General features: G+C 71.9%; 20 protein-coding genes. 7 read left to right on the plus strand and 13 right to left on the minus strand.

The genetic code is table 11. The annotated features are described in order from the left end of the window. Positions 1-365: 365 nt before the first annotated feature. Positions 366-1,775 carry a type I glutamate--ammonia ligase gene (glnA, locus tag ACZ6CV_RS02615; RefSeq protein ID WP_355813900.1) on the minus strand — a complete coding sequence of 470 codons (1,410 nt, stop codon included), beginning with the start codon at positions 1,773-1,775 and terminating at the stop codon, positions 366-368. Positions 1,776-2,111: 336 nt separating this feature from the next. Here glnA and ACZ6CV_RS02620 point away from each other — a divergent pair, with 336 nt between their 5' ends. After that, on the plus strand, positions 2,112-2,579 hold the full coding sequence (locus ACZ6CV_RS02620) for an RDD family protein (protein ID WP_355813858.1): 468 nt from the start codon (positions 2,112-2,114) through the stop codon (positions 2,577-2,579). A 147-nt stretch (positions 2,580-2,726) separates the two neighbouring features. Here the strand turns inward: ACZ6CV_RS02620 and ACZ6CV_RS02625 are convergent, their stop codons facing one another. The 4 genes from ACZ6CV_RS02625 to lipB form a co-directional block, all read right to left on the minus strand. Then, positions 2,727-3,434, minus strand: a complete 708-nt coding sequence (locus ACZ6CV_RS02625; RefSeq protein ID WP_355813841.1) for a DUF4191 domain-containing protein — start codon at positions 3,432-3,434, stop codon at positions 2,727-2,729. Between the two features lie 30 nt (positions 3,435-3,464). Then, positions 3,465-3,716 carry an SCO2195 family GlnR-regulated protein gene (locus tag ACZ6CV_RS02630; protein WP_362368048.1) on the minus strand — a complete coding sequence of 84 codons (252 nt, stop codon included), beginning with the start codon at positions 3,714-3,716 and terminating at the stop codon, positions 3,465-3,467. A gap of 368 nt (positions 3,717-4,084) precedes the next feature. Then, positions 4,085-5,050: a lipoyl synthase gene (locus ACZ6CV_RS02635; protein ID WP_355813835.1), complete on the minus strand. Its 966-nt coding sequence runs from the start codon at positions 5,048-5,050 to the stop codon at positions 4,085-4,087. A gap of 129 nt (positions 5,051-5,179) precedes the next feature. After that, positions 5,180-6,010 carry a lipoyl(octanoyl) transferase LipB gene (gene lipB, locus ACZ6CV_RS02640; RefSeq protein WP_469249051.1) on the minus strand — a complete coding sequence of 277 codons (831 nt, stop codon included), beginning with the start codon at positions 6,008-6,010 and terminating at the stop codon, positions 5,180-5,182. 217 nt (positions 6,011-6,227) lie between these two features. Between lipB and ACZ6CV_RS02645 the strand changes: the two genes are divergently transcribed. After that, on the plus strand, positions 6,228-7,673 hold the full coding sequence (locus ACZ6CV_RS02645; RefSeq protein WP_469249053.1) for a regulator: 1,446 nt from the start codon (positions 6,228-6,230) through the stop codon (positions 7,671-7,673). A gap of 44 nt (positions 7,674-7,717) precedes the next feature. On the opposite strand, the gene ACZ6CV_RS02650 is transcribed toward ACZ6CV_RS02645, so the two are convergent. Both ACZ6CV_RS02650 and ACZ6CV_RS02655 read right to left on the minus strand, forming a co-directional pair. Then, positions 7,718-9,085: an NAD(P)/FAD-dependent oxidoreductase gene (locus ACZ6CV_RS02650; RefSeq protein WP_469249055.1), complete on the minus strand. Its 1,368-nt coding sequence runs from the start codon at positions 9,083-9,085 to the stop codon at positions 7,718-7,720. A 263-nt stretch (positions 9,086-9,348) separates the two neighbouring features. Beyond that, positions 9,349-10,254 (minus strand): TIGR01777 family oxidoreductase, encoded by a 906-nt coding sequence (locus tag ACZ6CV_RS02655; RefSeq protein WP_469249057.1) that lies wholly within the window; start codon positions 10,252-10,254, stop codon positions 9,349-9,351. A gap of 120 nt (positions 10,255-10,374) precedes the next feature. On the opposite strand from ACZ6CV_RS02655, the gene ACZ6CV_RS02660 reads away from it, so the two are divergent. Next, positions 10,375-10,863, plus strand: coding sequence for a GNAT family N-acetyltransferase (locus ACZ6CV_RS02660; protein WP_469249059.1), 489 nt, complete (start codon positions 10,375-10,377; stop codon positions 10,861-10,863). Between the two features lie 182 nt (positions 10,864-11,045). Next, complete coding sequence (locus ACZ6CV_RS02665; protein ID WP_469249060.1) at positions 11,046-12,206, plus strand: PP2C family protein-serine/threonine phosphatase; 1,161 nt, start codon at positions 11,046-11,048, stop codon at positions 12,204-12,206. A 28-nt stretch (positions 12,207-12,234) separates the two neighbouring features. Here ACZ6CV_RS02665 and ACZ6CV_RS02670 read toward each other — a convergent pair whose 3' ends face one another. Next, on the minus strand, positions 12,235-12,855 hold the full coding sequence (locus ACZ6CV_RS02670) for a TetR family transcriptional regulator (RefSeq protein WP_469249062.1): 621 nt from the start codon (positions 12,853-12,855) through the stop codon (positions 12,235-12,237). Positions 12,856-13,001: 146 nt separating this feature from the next. Here ACZ6CV_RS02670 and ACZ6CV_RS02675 point away from each other — a divergent pair, with 146 nt between their 5' ends. Beyond that, on the plus strand, positions 13,002-13,811 hold the full coding sequence (locus tag ACZ6CV_RS02675) for an SDR family NAD(P)-dependent oxidoreductase (RefSeq protein WP_469249064.1): 810 nt from the start codon (positions 13,002-13,004) through the stop codon (positions 13,809-13,811). Positions 13,812-13,878: 67 nt separating this feature from the next. On the opposite strand, the gene ACZ6CV_RS02680 is transcribed toward ACZ6CV_RS02675, so the two are convergent. Then, entirely contained in the window at positions 13,879-14,400 is a 522-nt protein-coding gene (locus ACZ6CV_RS02680) for a DUF4240 domain-containing protein (RefSeq protein WP_362368318.1), read from the minus strand. A gap of 134 nt (positions 14,401-14,534) precedes the next feature. On the opposite strand from ACZ6CV_RS02680, the gene ACZ6CV_RS02685 reads away from it, so the two are divergent. Beyond that, complete coding sequence (locus ACZ6CV_RS02685) at positions 14,535-15,506, plus strand: SDR family oxidoreductase (RefSeq protein ID WP_469249066.1); 972 nt, start codon at positions 14,535-14,537, stop codon at positions 15,504-15,506. Positions 15,507-15,541: 35 nt separating this feature from the next. Further along, positions 15,542-16,516 carry a helix-turn-helix transcriptional regulator gene (locus tag ACZ6CV_RS02690; RefSeq protein WP_469249068.1) on the plus strand — a complete coding sequence of 325 codons (975 nt, stop codon included), beginning with the start codon at positions 15,542-15,544 and terminating at the stop codon, positions 16,514-16,516. 64 nt (positions 16,517-16,580) lie between these two features. On the opposite strand, the gene aceE is transcribed toward ACZ6CV_RS02690, so the two are convergent. From aceE to lpdA, 4 genes are all read right to left on the minus strand, one after another. After that, positions 16,581-19,286, minus strand: a complete 2,706-nt coding sequence (gene aceE, locus ACZ6CV_RS02695; protein WP_469249069.1) for a pyruvate dehydrogenase (acetyl-transferring), homodimeric type — start codon at positions 19,284-19,286, stop codon at positions 16,581-16,583. Between the two features lie 298 nt (positions 19,287-19,584). Beyond that, positions 19,585-20,208 (minus strand): GntR family transcriptional regulator, encoded by a 624-nt coding sequence (locus tag ACZ6CV_RS02700; protein WP_362368081.1) that lies wholly within the window; start codon positions 20,206-20,208, stop codon positions 19,585-19,587. Between the two features lie 141 nt (positions 20,209-20,349). Further along, positions 20,350-22,158: a 2-oxoglutarate dehydrogenase, E2 component, dihydrolipoamide succinyltransferase gene (sucB, locus tag ACZ6CV_RS02705; RefSeq protein ID WP_469249071.1), complete on the minus strand. Its 1,809-nt coding sequence runs from the start codon at positions 22,156-22,158 to the stop codon at positions 20,350-20,352. Positions 22,159-22,257: 99 nt separating this feature from the next. After that, positions 22,258-23,646 carry a dihydrolipoyl dehydrogenase gene (gene lpdA / locus ACZ6CV_RS02710; RefSeq protein WP_355813796.1) on the minus strand — a complete coding sequence of 463 codons (1,389 nt, stop codon included), beginning with the start codon at positions 23,644-23,646 and terminating at the stop codon, positions 22,258-22,260. Positions 23,647-23,858: the final 212 nt, after the last annotated feature.

Consider the following 23,858-nt stretch of genomic DNA (forward strand, 5'->3'; position numbering starts at 1 on the left):
GTGAATGCCACCTTGATGCGCGAGCGAGTGGGTTCGGCACCCGCTCGTATGGAGCGTCACGCCGCCGAGTCCGACAAGCTTCTGATCAGCGATAACGGACGGGGTGGTGATCATGAAACGCTACTCGTCACGGTTTTGCGGATGCGGGGGTCCTGGAGGGTGTGTATATGCGAGTGAGGCCGTTACCCCCGCGGGGGGCAACGGCCTCACTGTTACTGACGTTACGTCAGTGAATCGACCAGGCGGTGCACACGCGGTGCACAAGAGGGCGGAAACCAAGCAGCAACAGCGAGCACTGCCGAGCAGTGTTTTCGCAGGTCACCACATGTTCCCCGAAAGCCTCCCAGGTCACCCGGACCCGATCTTTAGATGTCGAAGTAAAGCTCGAACTCATGCGGGTGCGGGCGGAGTTGGATCGGGGCGATTTCGTTCGTCCGCTTGTAGTCGATCCACGTCTCGATCAGGTCGGACGTGAAGACGCCGCCCGCCTGCAGGTACTCGTTGTCCGCCTCCAGGGCGTCGAGGACCGCGGGGAGGGAGGTCGGGACCTGGGGGACGCTCGCGTGCTCCTCGGGAGCCAGCTCGTACAGGTCCTTGTCGATCGGCTCCGCCGGCTCGATCTTGTTCTTCACGCCGTCCAGGCCGGCCATCAGCAGGGCCGAGAACGCCAGGTACGGGTTGGAGGACGGGTCCGGCGCGCGGAACTCGACCCGCTTGGCCTTCGGGTTCGAGCCCGTGATCGGGATGCGCATCGCGGCCGAGCGGTTGCGCTGGGAGTAGACCAGGTTGACCGGGGCCTCGAAGCCGGGGACCAGGCGGTGGTACGAGTTCACCGTCGGGTTGGTGAACGCCAGCAGCGACGGCGCGTGCTTGAGGATGCCGCCGATGTAGTAGCGCGCGGTGTCCGACAGACCCGCGTAACCCTGCTCGTCGTAGAAGAGCGGGTTGCCGCCCGTCCACAGCGACTGGTGGACGTGCATGCCCGAGCCGTTGTCGCCGAAGATCGGCTTCGGCATGAAGGTCGCGGTCTTCTCGTTGCGCCAGGCGACGTTCTTCACGATGTACTTGAAGAGCATCAGGTCGTCGGCCGCGGCGAGCAGCGTGTTGAACTTGTAGTTGATCTCCGCCTGGCCGGCCGTGCCGACCTCGTGGTGCTGGCGCTCGACCTGGAGGCCGTTCTTGTCCAGCTCCAGGGAGATCTCCGCGCGGAGGTCGGCGAAGTGGTCGACCGGCGGGGCGGGGAAGTAACCGCCCTTGTAACGGACCTTGTAGCCGCGGTTGTTCTCGACCGCACCGGTGTTCCAGGCGCCCGCCTCGGAGTCGATGTGGTAGAAGCTCTCGTTCGCCGACGTCTGGAAGCGGACGTTGTCGAAGACGTAGAACTCCGCCTCCGGGCCGAAGTAGGCCGTGTCGGCGATGCCGGTGGAGGCCAGGTACGCCTCCGCCTTCTTCGCCACGTTCCGCGGGTCACGGCTGTACTGCTCGCCCGTGATCGGGTCGTGGATGAAGAAGTTGATGTTGACGGTCTTGTCGCGGCGGAAGGGGTCCACCCGGGCCGTCGACAGGTCGGCGCGCAGCGCCATGTCCGACTCGTGGATGGCCTGGAAGCCGCGGATCGACGATCCGTCGAAGGCCAGCTCCTCGTCCGGGTCGAACGCCGCCGCCGGAATCGTGAAGTGCTGCATGACACCGGGCAGGTCGCAGAACCGGACGTCGATGAACTTGACGTCCTCGTCCGCGATGAACTTCTTCGCGTCGTCGGCGTTCTGGAACAACATCCAACTCCTCCTACTCCCGCCCGGGGCGGGACGGGGTTGCAGCTCGTGGTGCGGCCGGTGCGGTGGCACACGCTGGGACCCGACCATAGGGACGGTCGATTTCTCAAGCGTGACCCATTTGTTTCGCCGAAGTTAACCGGCCCGGGTGTGCGGTGCCCGGTTTCCGCCGCTCGACACCTGCTGTGCGGCGTAGTCCACGTCACCTTCCGGCCCGCCGCACGCCACTTTCCGGCCCGCCGCACGCACCTTCCGGCCCGTCGGCACCCCCACCCAGGGCACCCCGCACGCACCCCGCCCGTCCCCCCGCGAAACGGGGCGCAGTACCTTTGTCGGGTGGACAAGAGGCAAGCAATCGGATCGTGGCTGTCCGGCCCGCGCGCGGCCGCGGAGGACGCCGGCGTCGACTTCGGGTACCGGGGCCAGCAGCTCGGGCTCCCGGAGGAGGGGCCGGGCGCGATCGCACGGCCGGGCCGCCGCATCGGCGCCCTCGCCGTCGACTGGGGCCTGTGCATGGTGATCGCATACGGCCTGTTCGCCCGCGGTGACCAGCAGGCCATGGGCAACTGGGCCCTCGGGATCTTCTTCGTCGTCAGCCTGCTGACCGTCGGCACGGTCGGCTGCACCCCGGGCAAGGCCCTCTTCCGGCTGCGCGTCATCGCGGAGGGCGGCGGCCGCCTCGCCCTCGGCTGGGTCCTGGTCCGCAGCGTCCTGCTCTGCCTCGTCATCCCGGCCCTGATCTGGGACCGCGACGGCCGCGGCCTCCACGACCGCCTCTCCCGCGCCGTACAGATCCGTATCTAGCCGCGCGCCCCGCGCCTCCCCGAGAGACGACGGCGACCGCGATACGACCGCGACCGCGATACGACCGCGATACGACGACGAGGGCCCGGAACCGATCGGTTCCGGGCCCTCGTCGTCGTATCGCGTAGGTCCTCGACAGAGAAGCCGCTACTTGCCCTTCGGGCCGCCGCGAGGCATCCGCATGCCCTTCGGCATCGGACCCTTCGGCAACGGCATGTTCGACATGAGGTCCCCCATCGCGCGCAGCCGGTCGTTGGTCGCGGTGACCTGCGGGCCGGTGAGGACGCGGGGGAGCTTCAGGAGCGTCGTGCGGAGCTTCTTCAGCGAGACCGTGTCGTCCGTGGTGCCGACGATGACGTCGTGCACCGGGACGTCCGCCACGATGCGCGCCATCTTCCGCTTCTCGGCGGCCAGCAGGCCCTTCACGCGGTTCGGGTTGCCCTCGGCGACCAGGACGATGCCCGCCTTGCCGACGGTGCGGTGCACCACGTCCTGGCTGCGGTTCATCGCGACCGCGGGGGTCGTCGTCCAGCCGCGGCCGATCTTGTCGAGCACCGCGGCCGCCGCTCCGGGCTGGCCCTCCATCTGCCCGAATGCGGCACGCTCGGCCCTGCGTCCGAAGACGATCGCCATCGCGAGGAAGGCGAGCAGGAAACCGAGAATGCCCAGGTAGACCGGGTGGCCGATCAAGAAGCCGATCGCGAGGAAGACACCGAAGGTGACAATTCCCACCGCCGCGATGATCAGGCCGATCTTGGAGTCGGCCCGCCGGGTCATCTTGTAGGTCAGAGCGATCTGCTTGAGTCGCCCTGGCTCCGCGGCCGCATCCGCCGCGGTGGATTCCTTCCTCGCCATGGTGCGAAGTCTACGTGCCCCCGGGGCCGGCTACGACGTGCGGGTCGCCGTCACGGACTCCTCGAGTACGCGCAGTGCCTCGACCCTGTCCTTGGCGCGGCGCCGGTCCTCCAGGACGGACGTCCAGGCGTTGCGCCGAGCCGTGCGCTGGCCCCCGCTCATCAGCAGCGACTCGACGGCGCGCAGGGCGTCGCCGACGGACGGGATGGCGGTGGCGCGAACGGGGGTGGCGGTGGTGGCGGTGGTGCGGACCTGCGTGGCGCGAACGGGCGCGGCCTGCATGATGGGGTCCTCCTGGAGAGCGGCTCGGGTGGGGGGAGCGGCTGGGGGTAAGGCTGTATGTGCGGTGAGGCGGTGGCGACGGGAGCTACGTGCCGACGTCCACGTGCCGTAGTACCAGCGTCACTGACTGGTGTTACCAGCGCGTGACCGGGCGGTCAAACGCCGATGAAACCCTTACGCGGGGCCCCGAAACACTGACGCGGTCCGTACACCCCCGTCACCTGCGGGATCGTACGGACCGCGTCGTTGCGGCTTGTACCAGTCGGTAGTCTCTTGTGCGGCGATTCACACAGCGGCCGCGTGCGCCACGCGGGACAGGGCCACCGCGGCGCGCGCCACGGCATGTGCCCGCGTCACACTGCGAGCCGTCACACCGCCTGCGACGCCACGTACTCCCCGCGCTTCTCGATCGCCATCTGGTAGAGGCGCCCCGCGCGGTACGAGGAGCGGACCAGCGGGCCCGACATGACGCCGGAGAAGCCGATCTGCTCGGCCTCGTCCTTCAGCTCCACGAACTCGGCCGGCTTCACCCAGCGCTCGACGGGGTGGTGGCGCGGCGTGGGGCGCAGGTACTGGGTGATCGTGACGAGCTCGGTGCCCGCCTCGTGCAGCTGGCGCAGCGCCTCGCTGACCTCTTCGCGGGTCTCGCCCATGCCGAGGATCAGGTTGGACTTGGTGACCAGGCCGGCCTCGCGGGCCTTCGTGATGACCTCGAGCGAGCGCTCGTACCGGAAGCCGGGGCGGATGCGCTTGAAGATGCGCGGCACCGTCTCCACGTTGTGCCCGAGGACCTCGGGGCGGGACGAGAAGACCTCGGCCAGCTGGTCGGGGTCGGCGTTGAAGTCCGGGATGAGCAGCTCGACCTTGGTGTAGCCCTCGGCGCGCTCCGCGGTCATCGCGTGGATCTGGCGCACGGTCTCGGCGTACAGCCAGGCGCCGCCGTCCTCCAGGTCGTCGCGGGCGACGCCGGTGATCGTGGCGTAGTTCAGGTCCATCGTGACGACGGACTCGCCGACGCGGCGGGGCTCGTCGCGGTCGAGGGCCTGCGGCTTGCCGGTGTCGATCTGGCAGAAGTCACAGCGCCGCGTGCACTGGTCGCCGCCGATGAGGAACGTGGCCTCGCGGTCTTCCCAGCACTCGTAGATGTTCGGACAGCCCGCCTCCTGGCAGACCGTGTGCAGGCCCTCGCTCTTCACGAGTTTCTGCAGGGCGTTGTACTCGGGGCCCATCTTCGCCCGGGTCTTGATCCACTCGGGCTTGCGCTCGATGGGGGTCTGGGCGTTCCGGACCTCCAGGCGCAGCATCTTGCGTCCGTCGGGTGCGACTGCGGACACATCGGCTCCCTGTTAGCTGGCGTTACTTCGATTCTGCGGCGCACACCAGGGTACGCCCGTGATGTCGTCGGTCTTACTTCCGGCCAACCTCTGGCCAACGGGGTGCATTCCCCGGACCGGGGGTCGTTCTCAAGCGGAGGCCGGCTCCGCGGCCCGCTCGTCGCCCGTCGCCGGCTTCTCCACGAGGCGCGGCTTGAGCTCCGCGTTCTCCAGGACCTCGCGCAGATGCCGCTCGGCGACCGGCAGCACGTCGGCGATGGTGATCTCGCGGTCCAGTTCGTACGAGAGGGACGTCACGCCCGCGTCCCGGATGCCGCACGGGATGATCCGGTCGAACCAGGTGTTGTCCGGGTTCACGTTCAGCGCGAAGCCGTGCATCGTCACGCCCTTGGCGACCCGGATGCCGATCGCGGCGATCTTGCGGTCCTCGCGGCGCTGGCCCGCGTTGGACGGCGCGTACTCCGGGCCGTTGAAGCGGGCGTCGAACTCGTCGTCCTGCAGCCGCGGGTCGAAGTCCAGGGAGAGCCCGCCGAGCGCCGGCCGCTGCTCCACCGGGTCACCGAGCACCCAGACGCCGCTGCGGCCCTCGACGCGGGTGGTCTCCAGACCGAACTCGGCGCACGTACGGATAAGTGCCTCTTCCAGGCGGCGCACGTGTGCTACGACGTCCACGGGGCGGGGCAGCTTCTGGATGGGGTAGCCCACCAGCTGGCCGGGGCCGTGCCAGGTGATCTTGCCGCCGCGGTCCACGTCCACGACGGGGGTGCCGTCCAGCGGGCGCTCGCTGTCCTCGGTACGGCGGCCCGCCGTATAGACCGGCGGGTGCTCCAGGAGTAGGCAGGTGTCCGGCACCTCGTCCGCGAAACGGGCGGCGTGCACACGACGCTGCTCGTCCCACGCCTCCTGGTACTCCACGGAGTCCGGGCCGAAGCCCAGCCGGACGAACCGAAACTCACTCACGGCAGGTGCCTCCCTGAACGTTCACCGTGCACATATCGCGCCCCAGCCACTGTACGGGCCCCGTCCGACGGCAACCTCGGCCCGGGTTCCTCACACGATCGGATGAATGCCGAATGAAGGTGCGTCCGACGGCTGTGATGGCCGTTACATTCGCGCCGTTCACGAGGCCATAAGGGCTGCTCACAGCAGGTCCGGAAGGCAGGAGACCGCACAACCGATGACGGAACGACCCCCGCAGCGCACCCCGAACCGCCAGCTAGCCGCGCTCATCTCGGAAGCCGGATTCTCCAACGCGGGCCTCGCCCGCCGCGTCGATCAACTGGGCCTCGAGCACGGCCTCGACCTGCGTTACGACAAGACATCCGTGACCCGGTGGCTGCGCGGTCAACAGCCCAGAGGCACCACACCCGCGCTGATCGCCGAGGTCTTCACCAGACGGCTCGGGCGGCGCCTGTCCGCCCAGGACCTCGGGCTCGACGCCTGCGCCCCGGTCTACGCGGGCCTGGAGTTCGCGGCCACCCCGGAGGAGGCCATCGACATCGTCGGCGGCCTGTGGCGCAAGGACTCCGGGAGCCACGCCGAGCTGCGGAAGATCGCCTTCACCCCGGCCGGGCTCGTGGTGCCCAGCCGGGACTGGCTGATCGGCCGCGCCGACGAACGCGTGGGGCGCGGGGAGACCGACCCGGCGCACGCCCGCGTACCCGCCCAGGGTCGCCCCGCGGTGCCCCGGCAGCGGCAGGGCCCCGACCGCGTCCCCGGCCAGCGGGTCAGCAACGGCGACATCGCGGCGCTGCGCTCCGTGGGCGAGCTGTTCCGCACCCTCGACCACGCGTACGGCGGCGGGCACGCGCGCCAGGCGCTCGTCCGCTATCTGGAGCACGAGGCCGAGCCGATGCTGCGCGGCGTCTACGGCGAGCAGGCGGGCCGGCGGCTCTTCGCGGCCGCCGCCGACCTCACCCGGCTCGCCGGCTGGACCTCGTACGACATCGCGGCGCACGGCCTCGCCCAGCGGTACTACGTCCAGGCGCTGCGCCTCGCCCAGGCCGCCGGGGACCGGGCCTACGGCTCGTACATCCTGGTCACCATGAGCCGCCAGGCCGTCTACCTCGGGCACGGGCGCGAGGCCGTGCAGCTCGCGCGGGTGGCCCAGCAGGGCGTCGGCTCGGCGGCGCCGCACATCGTGCAGGCCCTGCTGTACGCGGCGGAGGCGCGCGGGCACGGCGTGCTCGGCGAGGTGCGGGCCTGCACGGCCGCCCTGGCCCGGGCCGAGCGCTCGCTGGAGGCGGCGCGGCCGGGCGACGAGGTGCCGCACTGGGCGCGCTTCTTCGACGAGGCGCAGCTGGCGGACGAGTTCGGGCACAGCTACCGCGATCTGCAGCAGTACCGCGCCGCGGCGCAGTACGCCGAACGCTCCCTCCAGCTGCGCGCCCCCGCCTTCGCCCGCTCGCGGCTCTTCTGCAGGGTGGTCCTGGCCACCGCGCGGCTCGGCCTCGGCGAGCTGGAGCACGCCTGCCAGCTGGGCGCGGAGGCCGCGCAGGCGGCGGGGGAGATGCGCTCGGCGCGGGCCCACGAGTACGTGCGCGACTTCGAGCGGCGCCTGGAGCCCTACCGGGACGCGGCGCCGGTGCGCGGGTACCACGACCGGCTCGCGGCGCTCGGCTGAGGCGCCCCGGCGGGCCGGAGCCACCGGCCCGCCGGTCGGAGGGGTCAGGCCGCCGCGGGCAGTGGCTCCTGGGCGTACGCGGGGGTGATGCCGAAGTCCGTGAGGCAGGCGTGGGCCGCCCGCCGGCCCGAGTGCAGGGCGCCCTGGACGGTGCTGGTGTCCCGGTGGTCGCCGCACACGTAGAGCCCGGCGAGCAGCCGCACCGGGCGCCGCGCGTCGTGCGGGGGCGGCATCGCGGGCACGGCCTCGCGGGTGTGGTGGACGGCCAGCAGTTCCCAGCGGTGGGTCGGGGTGCCGTACAGCGCGGCGAGGTGGGCGCGCACGACGTGCTCCTCCGGGGGCGGGCCGAGCACCGTCGAGGAGATCAGGACGCGGTCGCCGGGCGCGCGCGAGGGGTCGACCTGGCTGATGACCGCGGTGTGGGCGACCGGGCCCGCGCGGTCGGCGTCCAGGAGCAGCGCGGGCCCGTCCAACGGCGGTTCGGGCGCGGTGTGGTGCACCACCGTCAGCTCGTGGAAGGGCGGCACCCGCAGGCCGGGGAGCAGGTCGGCGGCGGCGCGGGCGTCGGTGGCCAGCAGCACGGCCCGGCACCGGAACTCCCCGTGCTCGGCGGTCCGGACGGCGCTGGTGGAGACCGCGGTGACGCGCACGCCGGTGCGGACGGTGCCCGGGGGCAGGGCGGCGGCGAGCAGGTCGGGCAGCACGTCGGCGCCGCCCTCGGGCAGGCAGAGGCGGCCGCGCGCGAAGGCGTGCAGGGCGAGGTCCGCACACCGGCTCGACGTGGTCAGGCCGGGGTCGCAGAGCAGCGCGGAGAGCAGGGGGCGCAGAAAGCCGTCGATGGTGCGGGAGGGCAGTCCGCGGGCGGAGAGGGCGTCCCTGGCCGGGAGTTCGGGCCGGGACAGCAGACGTTCGACGGGGGTCGCGGCGAGGCGGGCGAGGGCGGCGCCGAGCCGTGCCTGGTCGAGGGCGCCACCGAGCGGCGCGGGCCGTCCCGCCGTTCCGGAGGCGCTCCTCGTGGGCGTCAGGGCGGCCCGCGCGGGCCCGAGGGGGGCGCTCGCGAGGGCGCGCGCGGCGGTGAGTGCGCCCCGCGCGCTCCGTCCCGGCTTGGGCTCGGCGGCGCGGTGGTGGCGGCCGTCGCTGTGGACCAGGAGGCCGGGGGCGAAGGGGCGCAACACGAGGGAGCCGAGTCCCGGGGTGCGGCGCAGTTCGGGATACGAGGTGGTGAGGAGCTGCCCGATCCGGTCGAGCCGGAATCCGTCGACCTTCTCGGTCGACATCCGGCCGCCGACGTAAGGGGCGGCCTCCAGGACCACGGTCGTTACACCGGCGCTGGTCAGCCGATGCGCTGCCGAGAGTCCCGCGGCCCCGGCTCCCACGATGACGACATCCGCATGGTGCGCAGGCTCTGGCACGTGCCCCTCCCGAGGTCGCGCGGCGTGTGGGGTGCTCATGCCCCCAACCGGGCTCTGGAATACCCGAGTTCGGCACGAGGGTAGGAGCGGTTCCGGTCCGGCGCAGTCGCGCACGCACCGGGCACGGGCGCACGCGGGTCGCACGGGGAGAAGCGACCGGAACGCGGGAGGCCGCTTCGTGGCGGGGGCGCACGCCGGGGTCCGTGCCCGGCGACCACGCCCGCCATCCCACCCGACCTCAGCTCACCTCACGTCAGCTCACCTCACCTCAGCGCCGCCCTGATCGCCTCGTCGATGCCGGGGAAGGTGAAGGTGAAGCCCGACTCCAGGAGGCGGGCCGGCAGAACGCGCTGGCTGCCCAGAATGTCGCCCGCCATCTCCCCGAGCACCAGGCGCAGTGCGGGCGCGGGGGCCGGGAAGAGCGTGGGGCGGCGCAGCACGCGGCCCATCGCGGCCGTCACCTCGCGGTTGGTGAGCGGGTCGGGGGCCGTGAGGTTGACCGGGCCGGACAGCGACTCCGTGGCGATGAGGTGCCGCACCGCCGCCACCTCGTCGTACAGCGAGATCCAGCTCCAGAACTGCCGGCCGTCGCCGAGGCGGCCGCCGAGACCCGCCTTGAAGAGCGGGAAGAGGCGCCCCCATGCCCCGCCCTCGCGGCCGATCACGAGGCCGTTGCGGGCCAGCACGGTACGGATGCCCGCGTCCCGCGCGGGCGCGGTCGCCTCCTCCCACTCCACGCACAGCGCCGGCAGGAAGCCCCGGCCCGCGGGGGCGCTCTCGTCCACGGCGCGGGTCCCGGTGTCCCCGTAGTAGCCGATGGCGCTGGAGTTCACGAAGACCCGCGGCGGCTCGTCGAGGGAGGTCATCGCGGTGACGAGCGCGCGCGTGCCGAGGACCCGGCTGTCCCGCAGCTCCCGCTTGTACGCGGCCGTCCAGCGGTGGTCGCCGATGCCCGCGCCCGCGAGGTTCACGACCGCGGTGCAGCCGGCGAGCCCGGCCGTCTCGACGTACCCCTTCCGGGGGTCCCAGCGCACCTCGTCGGCCCCGCGGGGCTCTCTGCGCACCAAGCGCACCACCTCGTGCCCGTCGGCGGCCAGGGAGCGCGTGAGCGCCGTACCGATGAGCCCGGAGGAGCCGGCCACGGCGACGCGTGCCTGTGTGGTTTCCATGGGGCCATCCTGCCCCGCGGGCCCCGGAAGGTGCCCGTGCCGCCGCGCGGGGCCTGGGAGTGGCGTCCGCGCCGTGGAACGGGGGGTCGTCCGGTGCCCCGGCCGCCGTACAGTGGCGCCATGTCGGACATGCACATACGTACCGCCAGGCCCGAGGACGACGACGAGCTCGCCCGCCTCGACCGCGCCACCTGGTCCACGCTGCACGCGGTCCAGCCGCGCCCCGAGCCGCCGTACGAGCCGTTCTTCAACGACCGCTTCGGGCCCCACGACCACCTGGTCGCGGTCCTCGACGAGCGGATCGTCGGCTATGTGAAGCTCGGCTTTCCCACCCCGCTGCTGGTCAACGCGCATGTGCGGCAGATCCAGGGTTTCGCCGTCGCCGAGGAGGTGCGCGGCCAGGGGGTCGGCCGGACGCTGATCCGGGCGGCCATGGACGAAGCGCGTCGGCAGGGCGCGGTGCGCATCACGCTGCGCGTCCTCGGGCACAACACGCCGGCGCGCAAGCTGTACGAGTCGGAGGGGTTCGTCGTCGAGGGTGTGCTGCCCGGCGAGTTCCTGCTCGACGGTGTGTACGTCGACGACGTCATGATGGGCCGCCTCCTCTGACCGCGTAGCCCGGTAGCCCGGTGGCGCGGCCTTCCCACCTTTCCTGCCGTCCTCCCTCCCCATCCCGCCTTCCTGCCTTCCTGCCTTCAACGACTGTCACCGGGCGCGGCGCCTTCCGGCGTGCCGCACCCGACGGACCGGCCCGGGGTGCGGGGTCGCCGAGCGCGTAGGAGCGTGAAGAGATGATCAGGGCTGCGGCCAGACGGCGCGACGCGGACCAGCGGGACTGGCTGCTGCGTGGGACGCCACCTCCGCGCTGGGTGCGCTGGCCCCCGCCGTTGCTGCTGGTCGTGATCTTCCTGGTCCAGCTGGTCACCCCGAAGACGGTCGACCTCAGCTTCCTGGTCGCCGCCGTGCCACCGCTGGCCGCGCTCTCCTACGGGCCCGGTGCGACCGCGGTGCTCGGCGGCGCGGTGGTCGGGCTGCTGTCCCTGCCGGACCTCGGCCTCGGCAGGCCGGGCAACAGCGACGAGCTGACGATCACCTTCATCGCGCTGCTCAGCGTGGTCTTCGCGTGGGTGCGCAGCCGCCGCGAGACACAGCTCGTGACGGTCCGCACGGTCGCCGAGGCGGCCCAGTTTGCGGTGCTGCCCCCGCTGCCGGAGTGGGTGGGCCGGGTGCGGTGCGCGGGCCTGTACGAGGCGGCGCAGCACGAGTCACTGGTGGGCGGTGACTTCTTCGACGTACGAAGGGGGCCGGACGGCGTCCGCGCCCTGGTCGGAGATGTGCAGGGGCACGGGCTCGCGGCGGTCGGTACGGTCGCCGCGCTGCTCGGGGCGTTCCGCGAGGCGGTCCTCGACAAGGCGGACCTGGTGGGGATCGCGGCCCAGCTGGACCGCAGGCTCGTGGTGGACTCGGCGGGGCAGGAGCACGCGGAGCTGTTCGCGACGGCGATGCTCCTGGAGTTCCCGGACGACGCGTCCGTCGTCCGCGTGGTCTCCTGCGGGCACCCGCCGCCACTGGTCCTGCGCGGCTCGCAGGTCAGCGAGCTGGACGTGGAGGCGGGCGCGCCGCTCGGGCTCGGCATCGCGGGTGTGGCGCCGCCGGAGCAGCTGACGGTGCCGCTGCTCGCCGGCGACCTGCTGCTCGGCCTGACGGACGGGGTGAGCGAGGCGCGGGACGCGACCGGCACCTTCTACCCCTTGACCGACCGCCTCACCGGCCTCCTCAAAACGGACCCGGCCCTCCTGGACGACCCGGGCGCCCTGGCGGAACACCTGTGGAAGGACGTCGTCGCCTACGCGGGCCGGATACGGGACGACGTGACGGTGATGGTGTTCGCACCGGGGCCGTGCGGGGGGCCGGGTGCGGCGCGGGGTCCGGGTGGCGACGGCGGTTCTTGAGGAGGACGGCGGCCACCTCCCTCCCCCCTCAGGTCAGCAGCCCCATGCCGCCCGTGAGTTCCCGCAGGCATCGGGTCGCCAGGGCTGCCGGGGAGTTCGGGCCCCGTACGTCGGCGTCCGAGTCCGCCCACGTCTCCAGGGCCAGCCGGATCGCGTCCGTCGCCGCGGCGGACGCGAGGCGGACCGGCAGCGAACCCGCGTCCTCGCCCGCGAGCTCCGCGACCACCGGGCGGAGCTTGTCCTCGGACTCCTGGTTCACGCGGTACCAGACCGCCCGTAGCGCGGGGTCGTCCGCGGCCGCGCGGAGCAGCCCGCGGGTCTGCCGAAGCCCCGCCGCGGCGGCCTCGTCCGGCGCGGCGAGCACCTGCGCCACCGCGCTCCGCAGCGCCTCCGCCAGATCCGCGCCCGGCTCGCTCGCGGCCAGCAGCGCCCGCCACCGGTCCCCGCCCACGGCGAGCAGCGGGCCCACCGCGTCCTGCTTGCCGCGGAAGTACCGGTAGAAGGTGCGCAGGGCGACCCCGGCCCGGCCCGCGATGTCCTCGGCCGTCGTGCCGTCCGTCCCGTGCGCCGTGAACAGCTCGGCCGCGGCGTGCGCGATCTCCAGCTGGGTGGCCTGCCTGCGGCGCTCCGTGAGGGTGCGGGTGTTCATTCTGCGCAGTCTAGGCTGAGGGTGTCATCAAGGCATAGGTCGCCAAGATGGCACAACATGCCACCCAGGCGTACGGTGGCACACGACCGCACGTAACCGCCCGCACGCGACCGCACCCCGTACCGCCCCGAGAGCCGGAGAACACCATGCAGAGCCCCGCACCGACCACCCCGAACCGCTACGAAGGGCGCCGCGCCCTCGTCACCGGTGGTGGCTCCGGCATCGGCCAGGCCACCGTCCTGCGCCTGCTCGCGGAGGGCGGTCACGTCGTCGCCGCCGACGTCAGCGAGGACGGCCTCGCCGACACCCTCGCCAAGGCGGGCGCCGCCGCGCACCGCCTCACCACCCTCGCCGTGGACATCGCCGACGAGGCCTCCGTCCGCGCGGGCGTCGCCGCCGCCACCGCCGCGCTCGGCGGGCTCGACGTCCTGGTCAACGCCGCCGGCATCCTGCGCTCCTCGCACACCCACGAGACCACCCTGGAAGCCTTCAACCAGGTCGTCGCCGTCAACCTCACCGGCACCTTCCTGATGATCCGCGAGGCCATCCCGGCGCTCCTCCAGGGCAACGGCCCCGCCGTGGTCAACTTCAGCTCCACGTCCGCGGTGTTCGCCCACCCGTACATGGCCGCCTACGCGGCGAGCAAGGGCGGCATCCAGTCCATGACGCACGCCCTCGCCGCCGAGTACGGCAAGCAGGGCATCCGTTTCACCGCCGTGCAGCCCGGCTCCATCTCCTCCGGCATGACCGACGGCTCCGGCGCCAGCAGGCGGAGCGTCGGCCCCGGCCTGCCCGCGGACGCCGACATGAGCCTCTTCGTGAAGCTCGCGCCCGCGCTCGGCCAGGGGTTCGCGGGCCCCGAGACCGTCGCGTCCGTCGTCGCGATGCTCGCCTCGGACGACGGCCGCTTCATCACCGGCACCGAGATACGCGTGGACGGCGGCACCCACTTCTGAGCCGCGGGACGGCACCCACTTCTGAGCCGCGGGACGGCACCCGCGGCGACGGCACCCGGGCGCCGGGTCAGTCCGCCATGAAGCGTTCCCACAGCTTCGGATAGCTCCGCGCCAGCACCGCCTCGTCCTCGAAGTCGAGCGGCGTGCCCTCCGGTTCCGCCGGGGCGGCCGGGATGCCGAGGTCGGGCGCGACGTCGCCGGTGAGCTGCTCGTACGCCTCGTCCGCGGCGTAGCCGAGCTCCTCGCCGTCGCCGTCCAGCTCCTCGTCGAAGTCGTCCAGGAGCTCGGCGAGCGCGTCCGGATCGTGCACCGCGCCCTCGAAGACCTCCCGGCCCTGCCCGATCAGCCAGCACCGGAAGTAGTCGAAGGCGTCGTCGCTCGCGCCGCCGAGCAGCACCCAGGCCGCGCCCCACAGATCCCAGCGGTAGGCGCGGTTGTAGCGCGCCTCGAAGTGACGGGCGAAGTCGAGGACGGAGTCCGGGTCGGACTGCAGCAGTCTCTCGACGAGCAGCTCGGCATGGTCCTCGGGGTCGCCGCCGGCGGCCTCGCGGGTGCTGTCCACGATCTCCCAGAACTCCGTCTCGTCCATCACGCGTCCAGCATCGGCCCTGGAGAGTGGGGGCGCACGCGGAGTGCGCCGGAATGCGGCTGTCTCGTTATCCGCGCACATGCCCGGGGAAAATCCGACAGGAGATGTCGGCTTTTGGTGGAAGCGTCAAGAACATGGACGCCACGAACCTGAACGCCCAGAACCTGAACGCCGAGAGCCCGACCACCGAACAGCCCCTGACCGGGAAGACCGCCCTCGTCGCGGGCGCCACCCGCGGCGCGGGCCGCGCCATGGCCGTGGAGCTCGGCCGCGCCGGCGCCACCGTGTACGTGACCGGCCGGACCACCCGCGCGCACGTCAGCGAGACCGGCCGCAGCGCCGAGACCATCGAGGAGACCGCCGAACTGGTCGACGCCGCGGGCGGCCGGGGCATCGCCGTGCCCACCGACCACCTGGAGCCCGACCAGGTCGAGGCCCTCGTGGCACGCATCGACCGCGAGCAGGGCCGCCTGGACGTCCTCGTCAACGACATCTGGGGCGGCGACCTGCACGTCGAGTGGGACAAGAAGATGTGGGAGCACGACCTCGACAAGGGGCTGCGCATCCTGCGCCTCGGCATCGAGACCCACATCGTCACCAGCCGGTACGCGCTGCCGCTGCTCATCAGGAACCCCGGCGGCCTGGTCGTCGAGGTCACCGACGGCACCGCCGCGTACAACGGCCCCAACTACCGCAAGCCCTTCTACTACGACCTCGCCAAGGCGGCCCCGCTGCGCATGGCGCGCGGCCTCGCAGAGGAGCTCGCCGAGTACGGCTGCACGGCGCTCTGTCTGACCCCCGGCTGGCTGCGCTCCGAGGCGATGCTCGACACCCACTTCAAGGTGACCGAGGAGAACTGGCGCGCGGGCTGCGCGCAGAACCCGCACTTCGCGATCTCCGAGACGCCGGCGTTCGTGGGCCGCGCGCTCGTCGCCCTCGCCGCCGACCCCGACGTGGCCCGGCACAACGGCGCCTCGCTCTCCAGCGGGGGACTGGCGAAGGAGTACGGCTTCACCGACGTCGACGGCTCCGCGCCGGACGCCTGGCGCTACCTCACCGAGGTCGACCAGGAGAGCCCGACCGCCGACGTCACCGGCTACCGATAGGACGGACCGGGGCCGCCGGAGCGCATCATGGGCGCATGCGTGCTGCCCGCCTCATCAAGATGGTGCTCCTGCTCCAGGCCCGGCCGTCGATGACCGCCGCCGAGCTCGCCGCCGAACTGGAGGTCTCCGAGCGGACCATCACCCGGGACGCACAGGCCCTCTCGGAGGCCGGCGTCCCGGTCTACGCGGACCGGGGGCGGGCCGGCGGCTACCGCCTCGTCGGCGGGTACCGCACCCGGCTGACCGGGCTCGGGCGCAGCGAGGCCGAGGCGCTGTTCCTCTCCGGGGTGCCGGGCGCGCTGCGCGAGATGGGCCTGGAGGACGCGGCGTCCGCGGCACGCCTGAAGGTGTCGGCGGCGCTGATGCCCTCCCTCCGCGACGCCTCGCAGAACGCGTCGCAGCGGTTCCACCTGGACGCGCCGGGGTGGTTCAAGGACATTCCCGCCCCGGAACTGCTGCCCCCGCTGGCCGACGCGGTCTGGGACGACCGGCGGGTCACCGCCCGCTACCGGCGCGAGAACGCCGAGGTGGAGCGGGAGTTGGAGCCGTACGGGCTCGTGCTCAAGGCCGGGGTCTGGTACCTGTGCGCGCGGGTGCCGGAGGCTTCGGACGCCTTTCGCGTGTACCGCGTCGACCGCTTCACCGCGGTCGAGGCCGACGGGGAACGCTTCGTACGCGACGAGGAGTTCGACCTGCCGGGCTTCTGGGAGGAGCGGGCCGAGCAGTTCGCCCGCGCGATCCTGCGGGCCGAGGTGGTGGTGCGCCTCTCCGAGGCGGGCGTCCGCCACCTCCCGTACGCGGTCGACGCCGTCTCCGTACGGGAGTCCCTGGCAGCGGCGGACCCCCCGGACGACCAGGGCCGCGTGACGGTGACGCTCCCGGTGGAGAACGAAACGGTGGCCTACACCCAGCTCATGGCGCTCGGCCCGGAGGCGGAGGTGCTGGCCCCGCCGTCCCTGAGGGCACGCTTCACGGAGGCGTCCCGGCGGATGGCCGCCCGCTACCGGTGACGGCGACGGGCCCCCGCCCGCTCCCGGCGAGGGAGTGGACGGGGGCCCGCATCAGGCCGAAGGGCTACAGCCCGTACTTCGCGCGCGCTTCCTTGACCGCCGAGGCCGGCACCTCGCCGCGGCGGGCGAGCTGCGCCAGCGAGGCGACGACGATCGACTCCGCGTCGATGCCGAAGTGGCGCCGCGCCGCGTCCCGCGTGTCGGAGAGGCCGAAGCCGTCCGCACCGAGCGAGGAGTAGTCCTGCTCGACCCACTGCGCGATCTGGTCGGGGACCTGACGCATGTAGTCGGAGACGGCGAGCACGGGACCCTGCGCGCCCTCAAGTGCCTGGCGCACATAGGGAATCCGCTCCTCGCCGCGCAGGAGGGCCTCGTCGGCCTCCAGGGCGTCACGGCGCAGCTCGGTCCAGGACGTCGCGGACCACACGTCGGCGGCCACGCCCCACTCCTCGGCGAGCATCTTCTGGGCCGCGAGGGTCCAGTGGATGGCCGTACCCGAACCGATCAGCTGGATGCGCGAGGCGTTGGCCGCGGGGGAGAGCCCCGCCGACTCGGCGGTGTTGAAGCGGTACAGGCCCTTGACGATGCCCTCGTCGACACCCGCGGGCTTCGCGGGCTGCGGCATCGGCTCGTTGTAGACGGTGAGGTAGTAGAAGACGTTCTGGTCCTCGCCCGGGGCGGCCTCGCCGTACATGCGGCGCAGACCGTCCTTGACGATCGCGGCGATCTCGTAGGCGAACGCCGGGTCGTAGGAGAGCGCGGCCGGGTTGGTCGCGGCGATCACCGGCGAGTGGCCGTCCGCGTGCTGCAGACCCTCACCCGTCAGCGTCGTGCGGCCCGCCGTGGCGCCGACCAGGAAGCCGCGGCCGAGCTGGTCGCCGAGCTGCCACATCTGGTCGGCCGTGCGCTGCCAGCCGAACATCGAGTAGAAGATGTAGAACGGGATCATCGTCTCGCCGTGCGTCGCGTACGACGTGGACGCGGCGATGAAGTCCGCCATCGAACCGGCCTCGGTGATCCCCTCGTTGAGGATCTGGCCGTCCTTGGCCTCCTTGTAGTACATCAGCTGGTCGCGGTCGACCGGCTCGTACGTCTGGCCCTTCGGCGAGTAGATGCCGAGCGAGGGGAAGAGCGACTCCATGCCGAAGGTGCGCGCCTCGTCGGGGACGATCGGCACCCAGCGCTTGCCGGTCTGCTTGTCGCGTACGAGGTCCTTGACCAGGCGTACGAACGCCATGGTCGTCGCCACCGACTGCGAGCCAGAACCCTTGTCGAAGGCGGCGAAGGTCTTGTCCGCGGCGGCCGGCAGCGGGGCGAGCGGCTGCGTGCGGCGGGCCGGGGCGGGACCGCCGAGCGCCGCGCGGCGCTCCTGGAGGTAGCGGACCTCGGGGGAGTCGGCGCCCGGGTGGCCGTAGGGCACCTGGCCGTCGACGAAGTCGCTGTCCGGGATGGGCAGTTCGAGCAGGTCGCGCATGTCCTTGAACTCGTCCACCGTGAGCTTCTTCATCTGGTGGTTGGCGTTCTTGGACTCGAAGCCCTTGCCGAGGGTGAAGCCCTTGACCGTCTGCGCGAGGATCACGGTCGGCGCGCCCGTGTGGGTCAGCGCCGCACGGTAGGCCGCGTAGACCTTGCGGGCCTCGTGGCCGCCGCGCGAGAGGTGGAAACACTCGCTGATCTTGTCGTCGCTGAGCAGCTTGCCCAGCTCGACGAGGGCGGGCTCGGCACCGAAGAAGTGCTCGCGGATGTAGGCGGCGTCGCGCGTCGCGTACGTCTGGAACTGCGCGTCCGGCACCTCGCGCAGGCGGCGGACCAGGGCACCCGTGGTGTCGAGCTGGAACAGCTCGTCCCAGGCGTTGCCCCACAGGACCTTGATGACGTTCCAGCCGGCGCCGCGGAACTGCGCCTCCAGCTCCTGGACCACGCGGAAGTTGGCGCGGACCGGGCCGTCGAGGCGCTGCAGGTTGCAGTTGATGACGTACGTGAGGTTGTCGAGGCCCTCACGCGCGGCCAGGGCGAGGGCCGCCGTCGACTCGGGCTCGTCCATCTCGCCGTCACCGAGGAACGCCCACACGTGCGAGGCGGAGACGTCCTTGATGCCGCGGTTGGTGAGGTACCGGTTGAAGCGCGCCTGGTAGATGGCGGAGAGCGGGCCCAGACCCATGGAGACGGTCGGGAACTCCCACAGCCAGGGCAGGCGGCGCGGGTGCGGGTAGGACGGAAGACCGTCGCCGCCCGACTCGCGGCGGAAGTTGTCGAGCTGCGCCTCGTTCAGACGGCCGTCGAGGAAGGCGCGGGCGTAGATGCCGGGGGAGGCGTGGCCCTGGATGTAGAGCTGGTCACCGGAGCCGGGGGCGTCCTGGGATTCCTTGCCCTTGAAGAAGTGGTTGAAGCCGGTCTCGTACAGCCAGGCCGCGGACGCGAAGGTCGCGATGTGGCCGCCGACGCCGTGCTTGGAGCCGCGGGTGACCATCGCGGCCGCGTTCCAGCGGTTCCACGCGGTGATCTTCCGCTCCATCTCCTCGTCACCGTCGACCGACGGCTCGGCGGAGGTGGGGATGGTGTTGACGTAGTCCGTCTCGAGCAGCTTGGGCAGCGCCAGGCCCGCGCCCTCGGCGCGCTCCAGCGTGCGGCGCATCAGGTACGCGGCACGGTGCGGCCCGGCCGCCTCGGTGACGGCGTCCAGGGAGGCCTGCCATTCGGCGGTCTCCTCGGGGTCGCGGTCCGGGAGCTGGTCGAGCTCGCTCGGCTGGATTGCGGAGGGGTCGGTCATGTCGCCGCCTTCCTGAGTCGGAGGGGGTCCCCTGTTCGGTAAGGGGTGGGGGTGCCCGGTACTTGGCAGGACAGGGCGTGAAGCTCTGGTGAGAGCCCGTCGGAGACTGTAACTCCGTGATCGATGATCGATCAAAGGGTTGAAGGTGAAAACCCCTCCAGATCGAGAAAGTAGGCATCCGGTGCCAGTAAAGCGGGCACGCGGTGCCTTCGATTGCCAGGGTTTACGCAGGTGAGAGCACGTTTGGCGGCAAGGCGCCACGGATGAGCGTGGGTGTCACGGGCGCGGTGCGCGGGTGTCACGGACGCGGCGCGCAGCCCAGCACATGCGACTTGACCAGCTCGGCGATGGCGGGATCGCGGCGGCGGAACGCGGAGACCAGTGCCTCGTGCTCCTCCGCGTACGACTGCTGGACCGTGCCCAGCCAGCGGATGGAGAGCGCCGTGAAGACCTCGATGCCGAGCCCCTCCCAGGTGTGCAGGAGGACGGAGTTGTCCGCGGCCCGCACCAGTTCGCGGTGGAAGCCGACGGTGTGCCGCACCTGGGCGGTGCCGTCGGCGGCCCGGTCCGCCTCGTAGAGCGCCGCGACGTGCGGTTCCAGGGCCGTGCAGTCCTCGGCAAGACGCTCCGCCGCCAGCTCGGCGGCGATGGCCTCCAGGCCCGCCCGCACCGGGTAGCTCTCCTCCAGGTCGGCGGCGGTCAGATTGCGAACGCGTACGCCCTTGTTGGGCGCCGACTCGATCAGCCGCAGCGTCTCCAGCTCGCGCAGCGCCTCCCGCACGGGCGTCTGCGAGACCTCCAGCTCGACGGCGATCCTGCGCTCCACGATCCGCTCGCCCGGCTTCCAGCGCCCGCTGACGATCCCCTCCACGATGTGCTCGCGGATCTGTTCGCGCAGCGAGTGAACGACGGGCGCGGTCATGTGGGCTCCTCAGGCAGGGGCAGGCAGGCGCCCCAGGGCGTGGTGACCCCTAGACAATACGGCGACGCCCCCGCCCGGATAACTCCGGACGGGGGCGTACGCGCTGATGAGACGAGTCTTACAGCCCCGCGGGCCGCGGGACTACAGGCCGAGCTCGACCTCGAACTCGCCGGCCTCCAGGATCGCCTTGACCGCGGTCAGGTAGCGGGCGGCGTCCGCGCCGTCCACCAGACGGTGGTCGTAGGAGAGCGACAGGTACGTCATGTCACGGACGGCGATGGTCTCGCCGAGGTCCGGGTGGTTGATGACGACCGGGCGCTTCACCGTGGCACCGATGCCGAGGATGGCGGCCTGGTTCGGCGGCACGATGACCGTGTCGAACAGGGCGCCGCGCGAACCGGTGTTGGAGATCGTGAAGGTGGCGCCGGACATGTCGTCCGGGGTGAGGCCACCGCCACGGGCCTTGCCGGCCAGCTCGGCGGTCTTCTTCGAGATGCCGGCGATGTTCAGGTCGCCCGCGCCCTTGATGACCGGCGTCATCAGACCCTTCTCGGCGTCCACGGCGATGCCGATGTTCTCCGAGTCGAAGTACGTGATGGTGCCTTCGTCGTCGTTGATCCGGGCGTTGATGACCGGGTGGGCCTTCAGCGCCTGGGCGGCGGCCTTGACGAAGAACGGCATCGGCGAGAGCTTGACGCCCTCGCGGGCCGCGAAGGAGTCCTTCGCCTTGGCGCGCAGCTTCATCAGCTTGGTGATGTCGACCTCGACGACCGAGGTCAGCTGGGCCTGCGAGTGCAGGGCCTTCATCATGTTGTCGCCGATGACCTTGCGCATGCGGGTCATCTTGACGGTCTGGCCGCGCAGCGGAGAGGCCTCGAGGGCCGGGGCCTTCGAGGCGGCCGGGGCAGCGGCGGCGGCCGGGGCCGGCGCCGACTTCTTGGCCTCGGCGGCGGCGATGACGTCCTGCTTGCGGATACGGCCGCCGACGCCGGTGCCCTTGACCTCGGAGAGGTTCACGCCGTTCTCGGACGCGAGCTTACGGACCAGCGGGGTCACGTAGGCGCCGTCGTCGGCCGGAGTGGACTGCGCCGGGGCGGCGGGCGCGGCCGGGGCCGGCTGGACCGGAGCCGGGGCGGCAGCGGCGGGCGCGGCCGGGGCGGCCGGAGCCTGCGCGGGGGCGGCGGGCTGCGCGGGAGCCGGGGCGGCCTCCTGCTTCGGCGCCTCCTGCTTCGGGGCCTCCTGCTTGGGGGCCTCCTGCTTGGGGGCCTCCTGCTTCGGAGCCTCCTGCGCGGGGGCGGCCGGGGCCTCCTCCTTGGCCGGGGCCGGGGCGGCACCGGGCGCACCGATGACGGCGAGCTTGGCGCCGACCTCGGCGGTCTCGTCCTCACCGACGACGATCTCGAGCAGCACGCCCGCGACCGGCGAGGGAATCTCGGTGTCGACCTTGTCCGTCGAGACCTCCAGGAGGGGCTCGTCGGCCGCGACCTCCTCGCCGACCTCCTTCAGCCAGCGGGTGACGGTGCCCTCGGTGACGGACTCGCCGAGCGCGGGCAGGGTGACCTCGGTGCCCTCGGCGGAACCGCCGGACTGCGCCGGGGCGGCGGGCGCCTCGGCCTGGGCCGGGGCCTCCTGCTGCTGGGGGGCCTCCTCCTGCGCGGGGGCGGCCGGGGCCTCCTCCTGCGCCGGGGCGGCCGAGCCGCCCGCGTCGCCGGAGCCGTCGTCGATGACGGCCAGCTCGGCGCCGACCTCGACCGTCTCGTCCTCGGCGACCTTGATGGAGGCCAGGATGCCGGCGGCGGGGGAGGGGATCTCGGTGTCGACCTTGTCGGTCGACACCTCGAGCAGCGGCTCGTCGGCCTCGACGCGCTCGCCCTCGGCCTTCAGCCAACGGGTGACAGTGCCCTCGGTGACGCTCTCGCCGAGCGCCGGAAGGGATACGGAAACCGCCATGGTTTCAGTTGCTCCTTACGAAAATGGGGTCTCCCCTGCTCGAGCGAAGCCGAGAGCTTGGGGAAGGAAGTCTTGTCGTCGCGCCCGTGTGACTGAAGATCAGTCGTGGGAGTGCAGCGGCTTGCCCGCCAGGGCGAGGTGGGCCTCGCCGAGCGCCTCGTTCTGCGTCGGGTGGGCGTGGATGAGCTGGGCGACCTCGGCCGGCAGCGCCTCCCAGTTGTAGATCAGCTGGGCCTCGCCGACCTGCTCGCCCATGCGGTCGCCCACCATGTGGACGCCCACCACGGCACCGTCCTTGACCTGGACGAGCTTGATCTCGCCCGCGGTCTTGAGGATCTTGCTCTTGCCGTTGCCCGCGAGGTTGTACTTGAGGGCGACGACCTTGTCCGCGCCGTAGATCTCCTTGGCCTTGGCCTCGGTGATGCCCACGGAGGCGACCTCGGGGTGGCAGTACGTCACCCGGGGCACGCCGTCGTAGTCGACCGGCACCGGCTTGAGGCCGGCCAGGCGCTCCGCCACCAGCATGCCCTCGGCGAAGCCGACGTGCGCGAGCTGGAGGGTCGGCACCAGGTCGCCCACGGCCGAGACGGTCGGGACGTTGGTCTGCATGTACTCGTCGACGAGGACGTAGCCGCGGTCCATCGCGATGCCCTGCTCCTCGTACCCGAGGCCCTGCGAGACCGGGCCGCGGCCGATGGCGACCAGGAGGACCTCGGCCTCGAAGGTCTTGCCGTCGGCGAGGGTCACGCGGACGCCGTCCTGCGTGTACTCGGCCTTCTCGAAGAACGTGCCGAGGTTGAACTTGATGCCGCGCTTGCGGAACGCGCGCTCAAGAAGCTTGGAGCTGTTCTCGTCCTCGACCGGGACGAGGTGCTTGAGGCCCTCGATGACCGTGACGTCGGCCCCGAAGGACTTCCACGCGGACGCGAACTCGACGCCGATGACGCCGCCGCCCAGGATGATCGCGGACTTCGGCACGCGGTCCAGGGTCAGGCCGTGGTCCGAGGAGATGATGCGGTTGCCGTCGATCTCCAGACCCGGCAGCGACTTCGGCACGGAGCCGGTCGCCAGCAGGACGTGACGGCCCTGGACGCGCTGACCGTTCACGTCGACCGAGGTCGGCGAGGAGAGCTTGCCCTCGCCCTCGATGTACGTCACCTTGCGGGAGGCCACGAGGCCCTGCAGGCCCTTGTAGAGGCCCGAGATCACGTCGTCCTTGTACTTGTGGACGGCCGCCATGTCGATGCCCTCGAAGGTGGCCTTCACGCCGAACTGGTCGGCCTCACGGGCCTGGTCGGCGATCTCGCCGGCGTGCAGCAGCGCCTTCGTGGGGATGCAGCCGTTGTGCAGGCAGGTGCCGCCGAGCTTGTTCTTCTCGATCAGTGCGACGTCCAGGCCCAGCTGCGCTCCGCGCAGCGCCGCGGCGTAACCGCCGCTGCCGCCGCCGAGGATCACTAGGTCGAAAACAGTGCTGGCGTCGTTCGCCACGTCACGTCCTCCATGCATGTGCGCCGTACGCCGGACCCCTGTTCTCGGGGGACGACCGGTCGGTCGGCTGGTATTCGGCCGCTCTTTTTTCGGCCCTGTGGTGGGGGCCCTGTCCTGCCGAGAACCCATCTTCGCACTTGTCGGCGGGAGACGGGACGCCGGGCCGGGCCGTGAGACGTCGGAGCCACCGCCCCGACGGGTTTGTGCCCCGT

This window comes from Streptomyces sp. NPDC041713, from assembly GCF_055591085.1.

Bases quoted from the DNA above. Each gene is read 5' to 3' on its own strand.
- aceE (WP_469249069.1), bottom strand. From the start codon at position 19,286: ATGACCGACCCCTCCGCAATCCAGCCGAGCGAGCTCGACCAGCTCCCG.
- ACZ6CV_RS02670 (WP_469249062.1), bottom strand. From the start codon at position 12,855: ATGAACACCCGCACCCTCACGGAGCGCCGCAGGCAGGCCACCCAGCTG.
- ACZ6CV_RS02700 (WP_362368081.1), bottom strand. From the start codon at position 20,208: ATGACCGCGCCCGTCGTTCACTCGCTGCGCGAACAGATCCGCGAGCAC.
- ACZ6CV_RS02645 (WP_469249053.1), top strand. From the start codon at position 6,228: ATGACGGAACGACCCCCGCAGCGCACCCCGAACCGCCAGCTAGCCGCG.
- ACZ6CV_RS02685 (WP_469249066.1), top strand. From the start codon at position 14,535: ATGGACGCCACGAACCTGAACGCCCAGAACCTGAACGCCGAGAGCCCG.
- ACZ6CV_RS02660 (WP_469249059.1), top strand. From the start codon at position 10,375: ATGTCGGACATGCACATACGTACCGCCAGGCCCGAGGACGACGACGAG.
- ACZ6CV_RS02655 (WP_469249057.1), bottom strand. From the start codon at position 10,254: ATGGAAACCACACAGGCACGCGTCGCCGTGGCCGGCTCCTCCGGGCTC.
- ACZ6CV_RS02625 (WP_355813841.1), bottom strand. From the start codon at position 3,434: ATGGCGAGGAAGGAATCCACCGCGGCGGATGCGGCCGCGGAGCCAGGG.
- ACZ6CV_RS02680 (WP_362368318.1), bottom strand. From the start codon at position 14,400: ATGGACGAGACGGAGTTCTGGGAGATCGTGGACAGCACCCGCGAGGCC.
- ACZ6CV_RS02675 (WP_469249064.1), top strand. From the start codon at position 13,002: ATGCAGAGCCCCGCACCGACCACCCCGAACCGCTACGAAGGGCGCCGC.
- ACZ6CV_RS02630 (WP_362368048.1), bottom strand. From the start codon at position 3,716: ATGCAGGCCGCGCCCGTTCGCGCCACGCAGGTCCGCACCACCGCCACC.
- ACZ6CV_RS02665 (WP_469249060.1), top strand. From the start codon at position 11,046: ATGATCAGGGCTGCGGCCAGACGGCGCGACGCGGACCAGCGGGACTGG.
- ACZ6CV_RS02690 (WP_469249068.1), top strand. From the start codon at position 15,542: ATGCGTGCTGCCCGCCTCATCAAGATGGTGCTCCTGCTCCAGGCCCGG.
- sucB (WP_469249071.1), bottom strand. From the start codon at position 22,158: ATGGCGGTTTCCGTATCCCTTCCGGCGCTCGGCGAGAGCGTCACCGAG.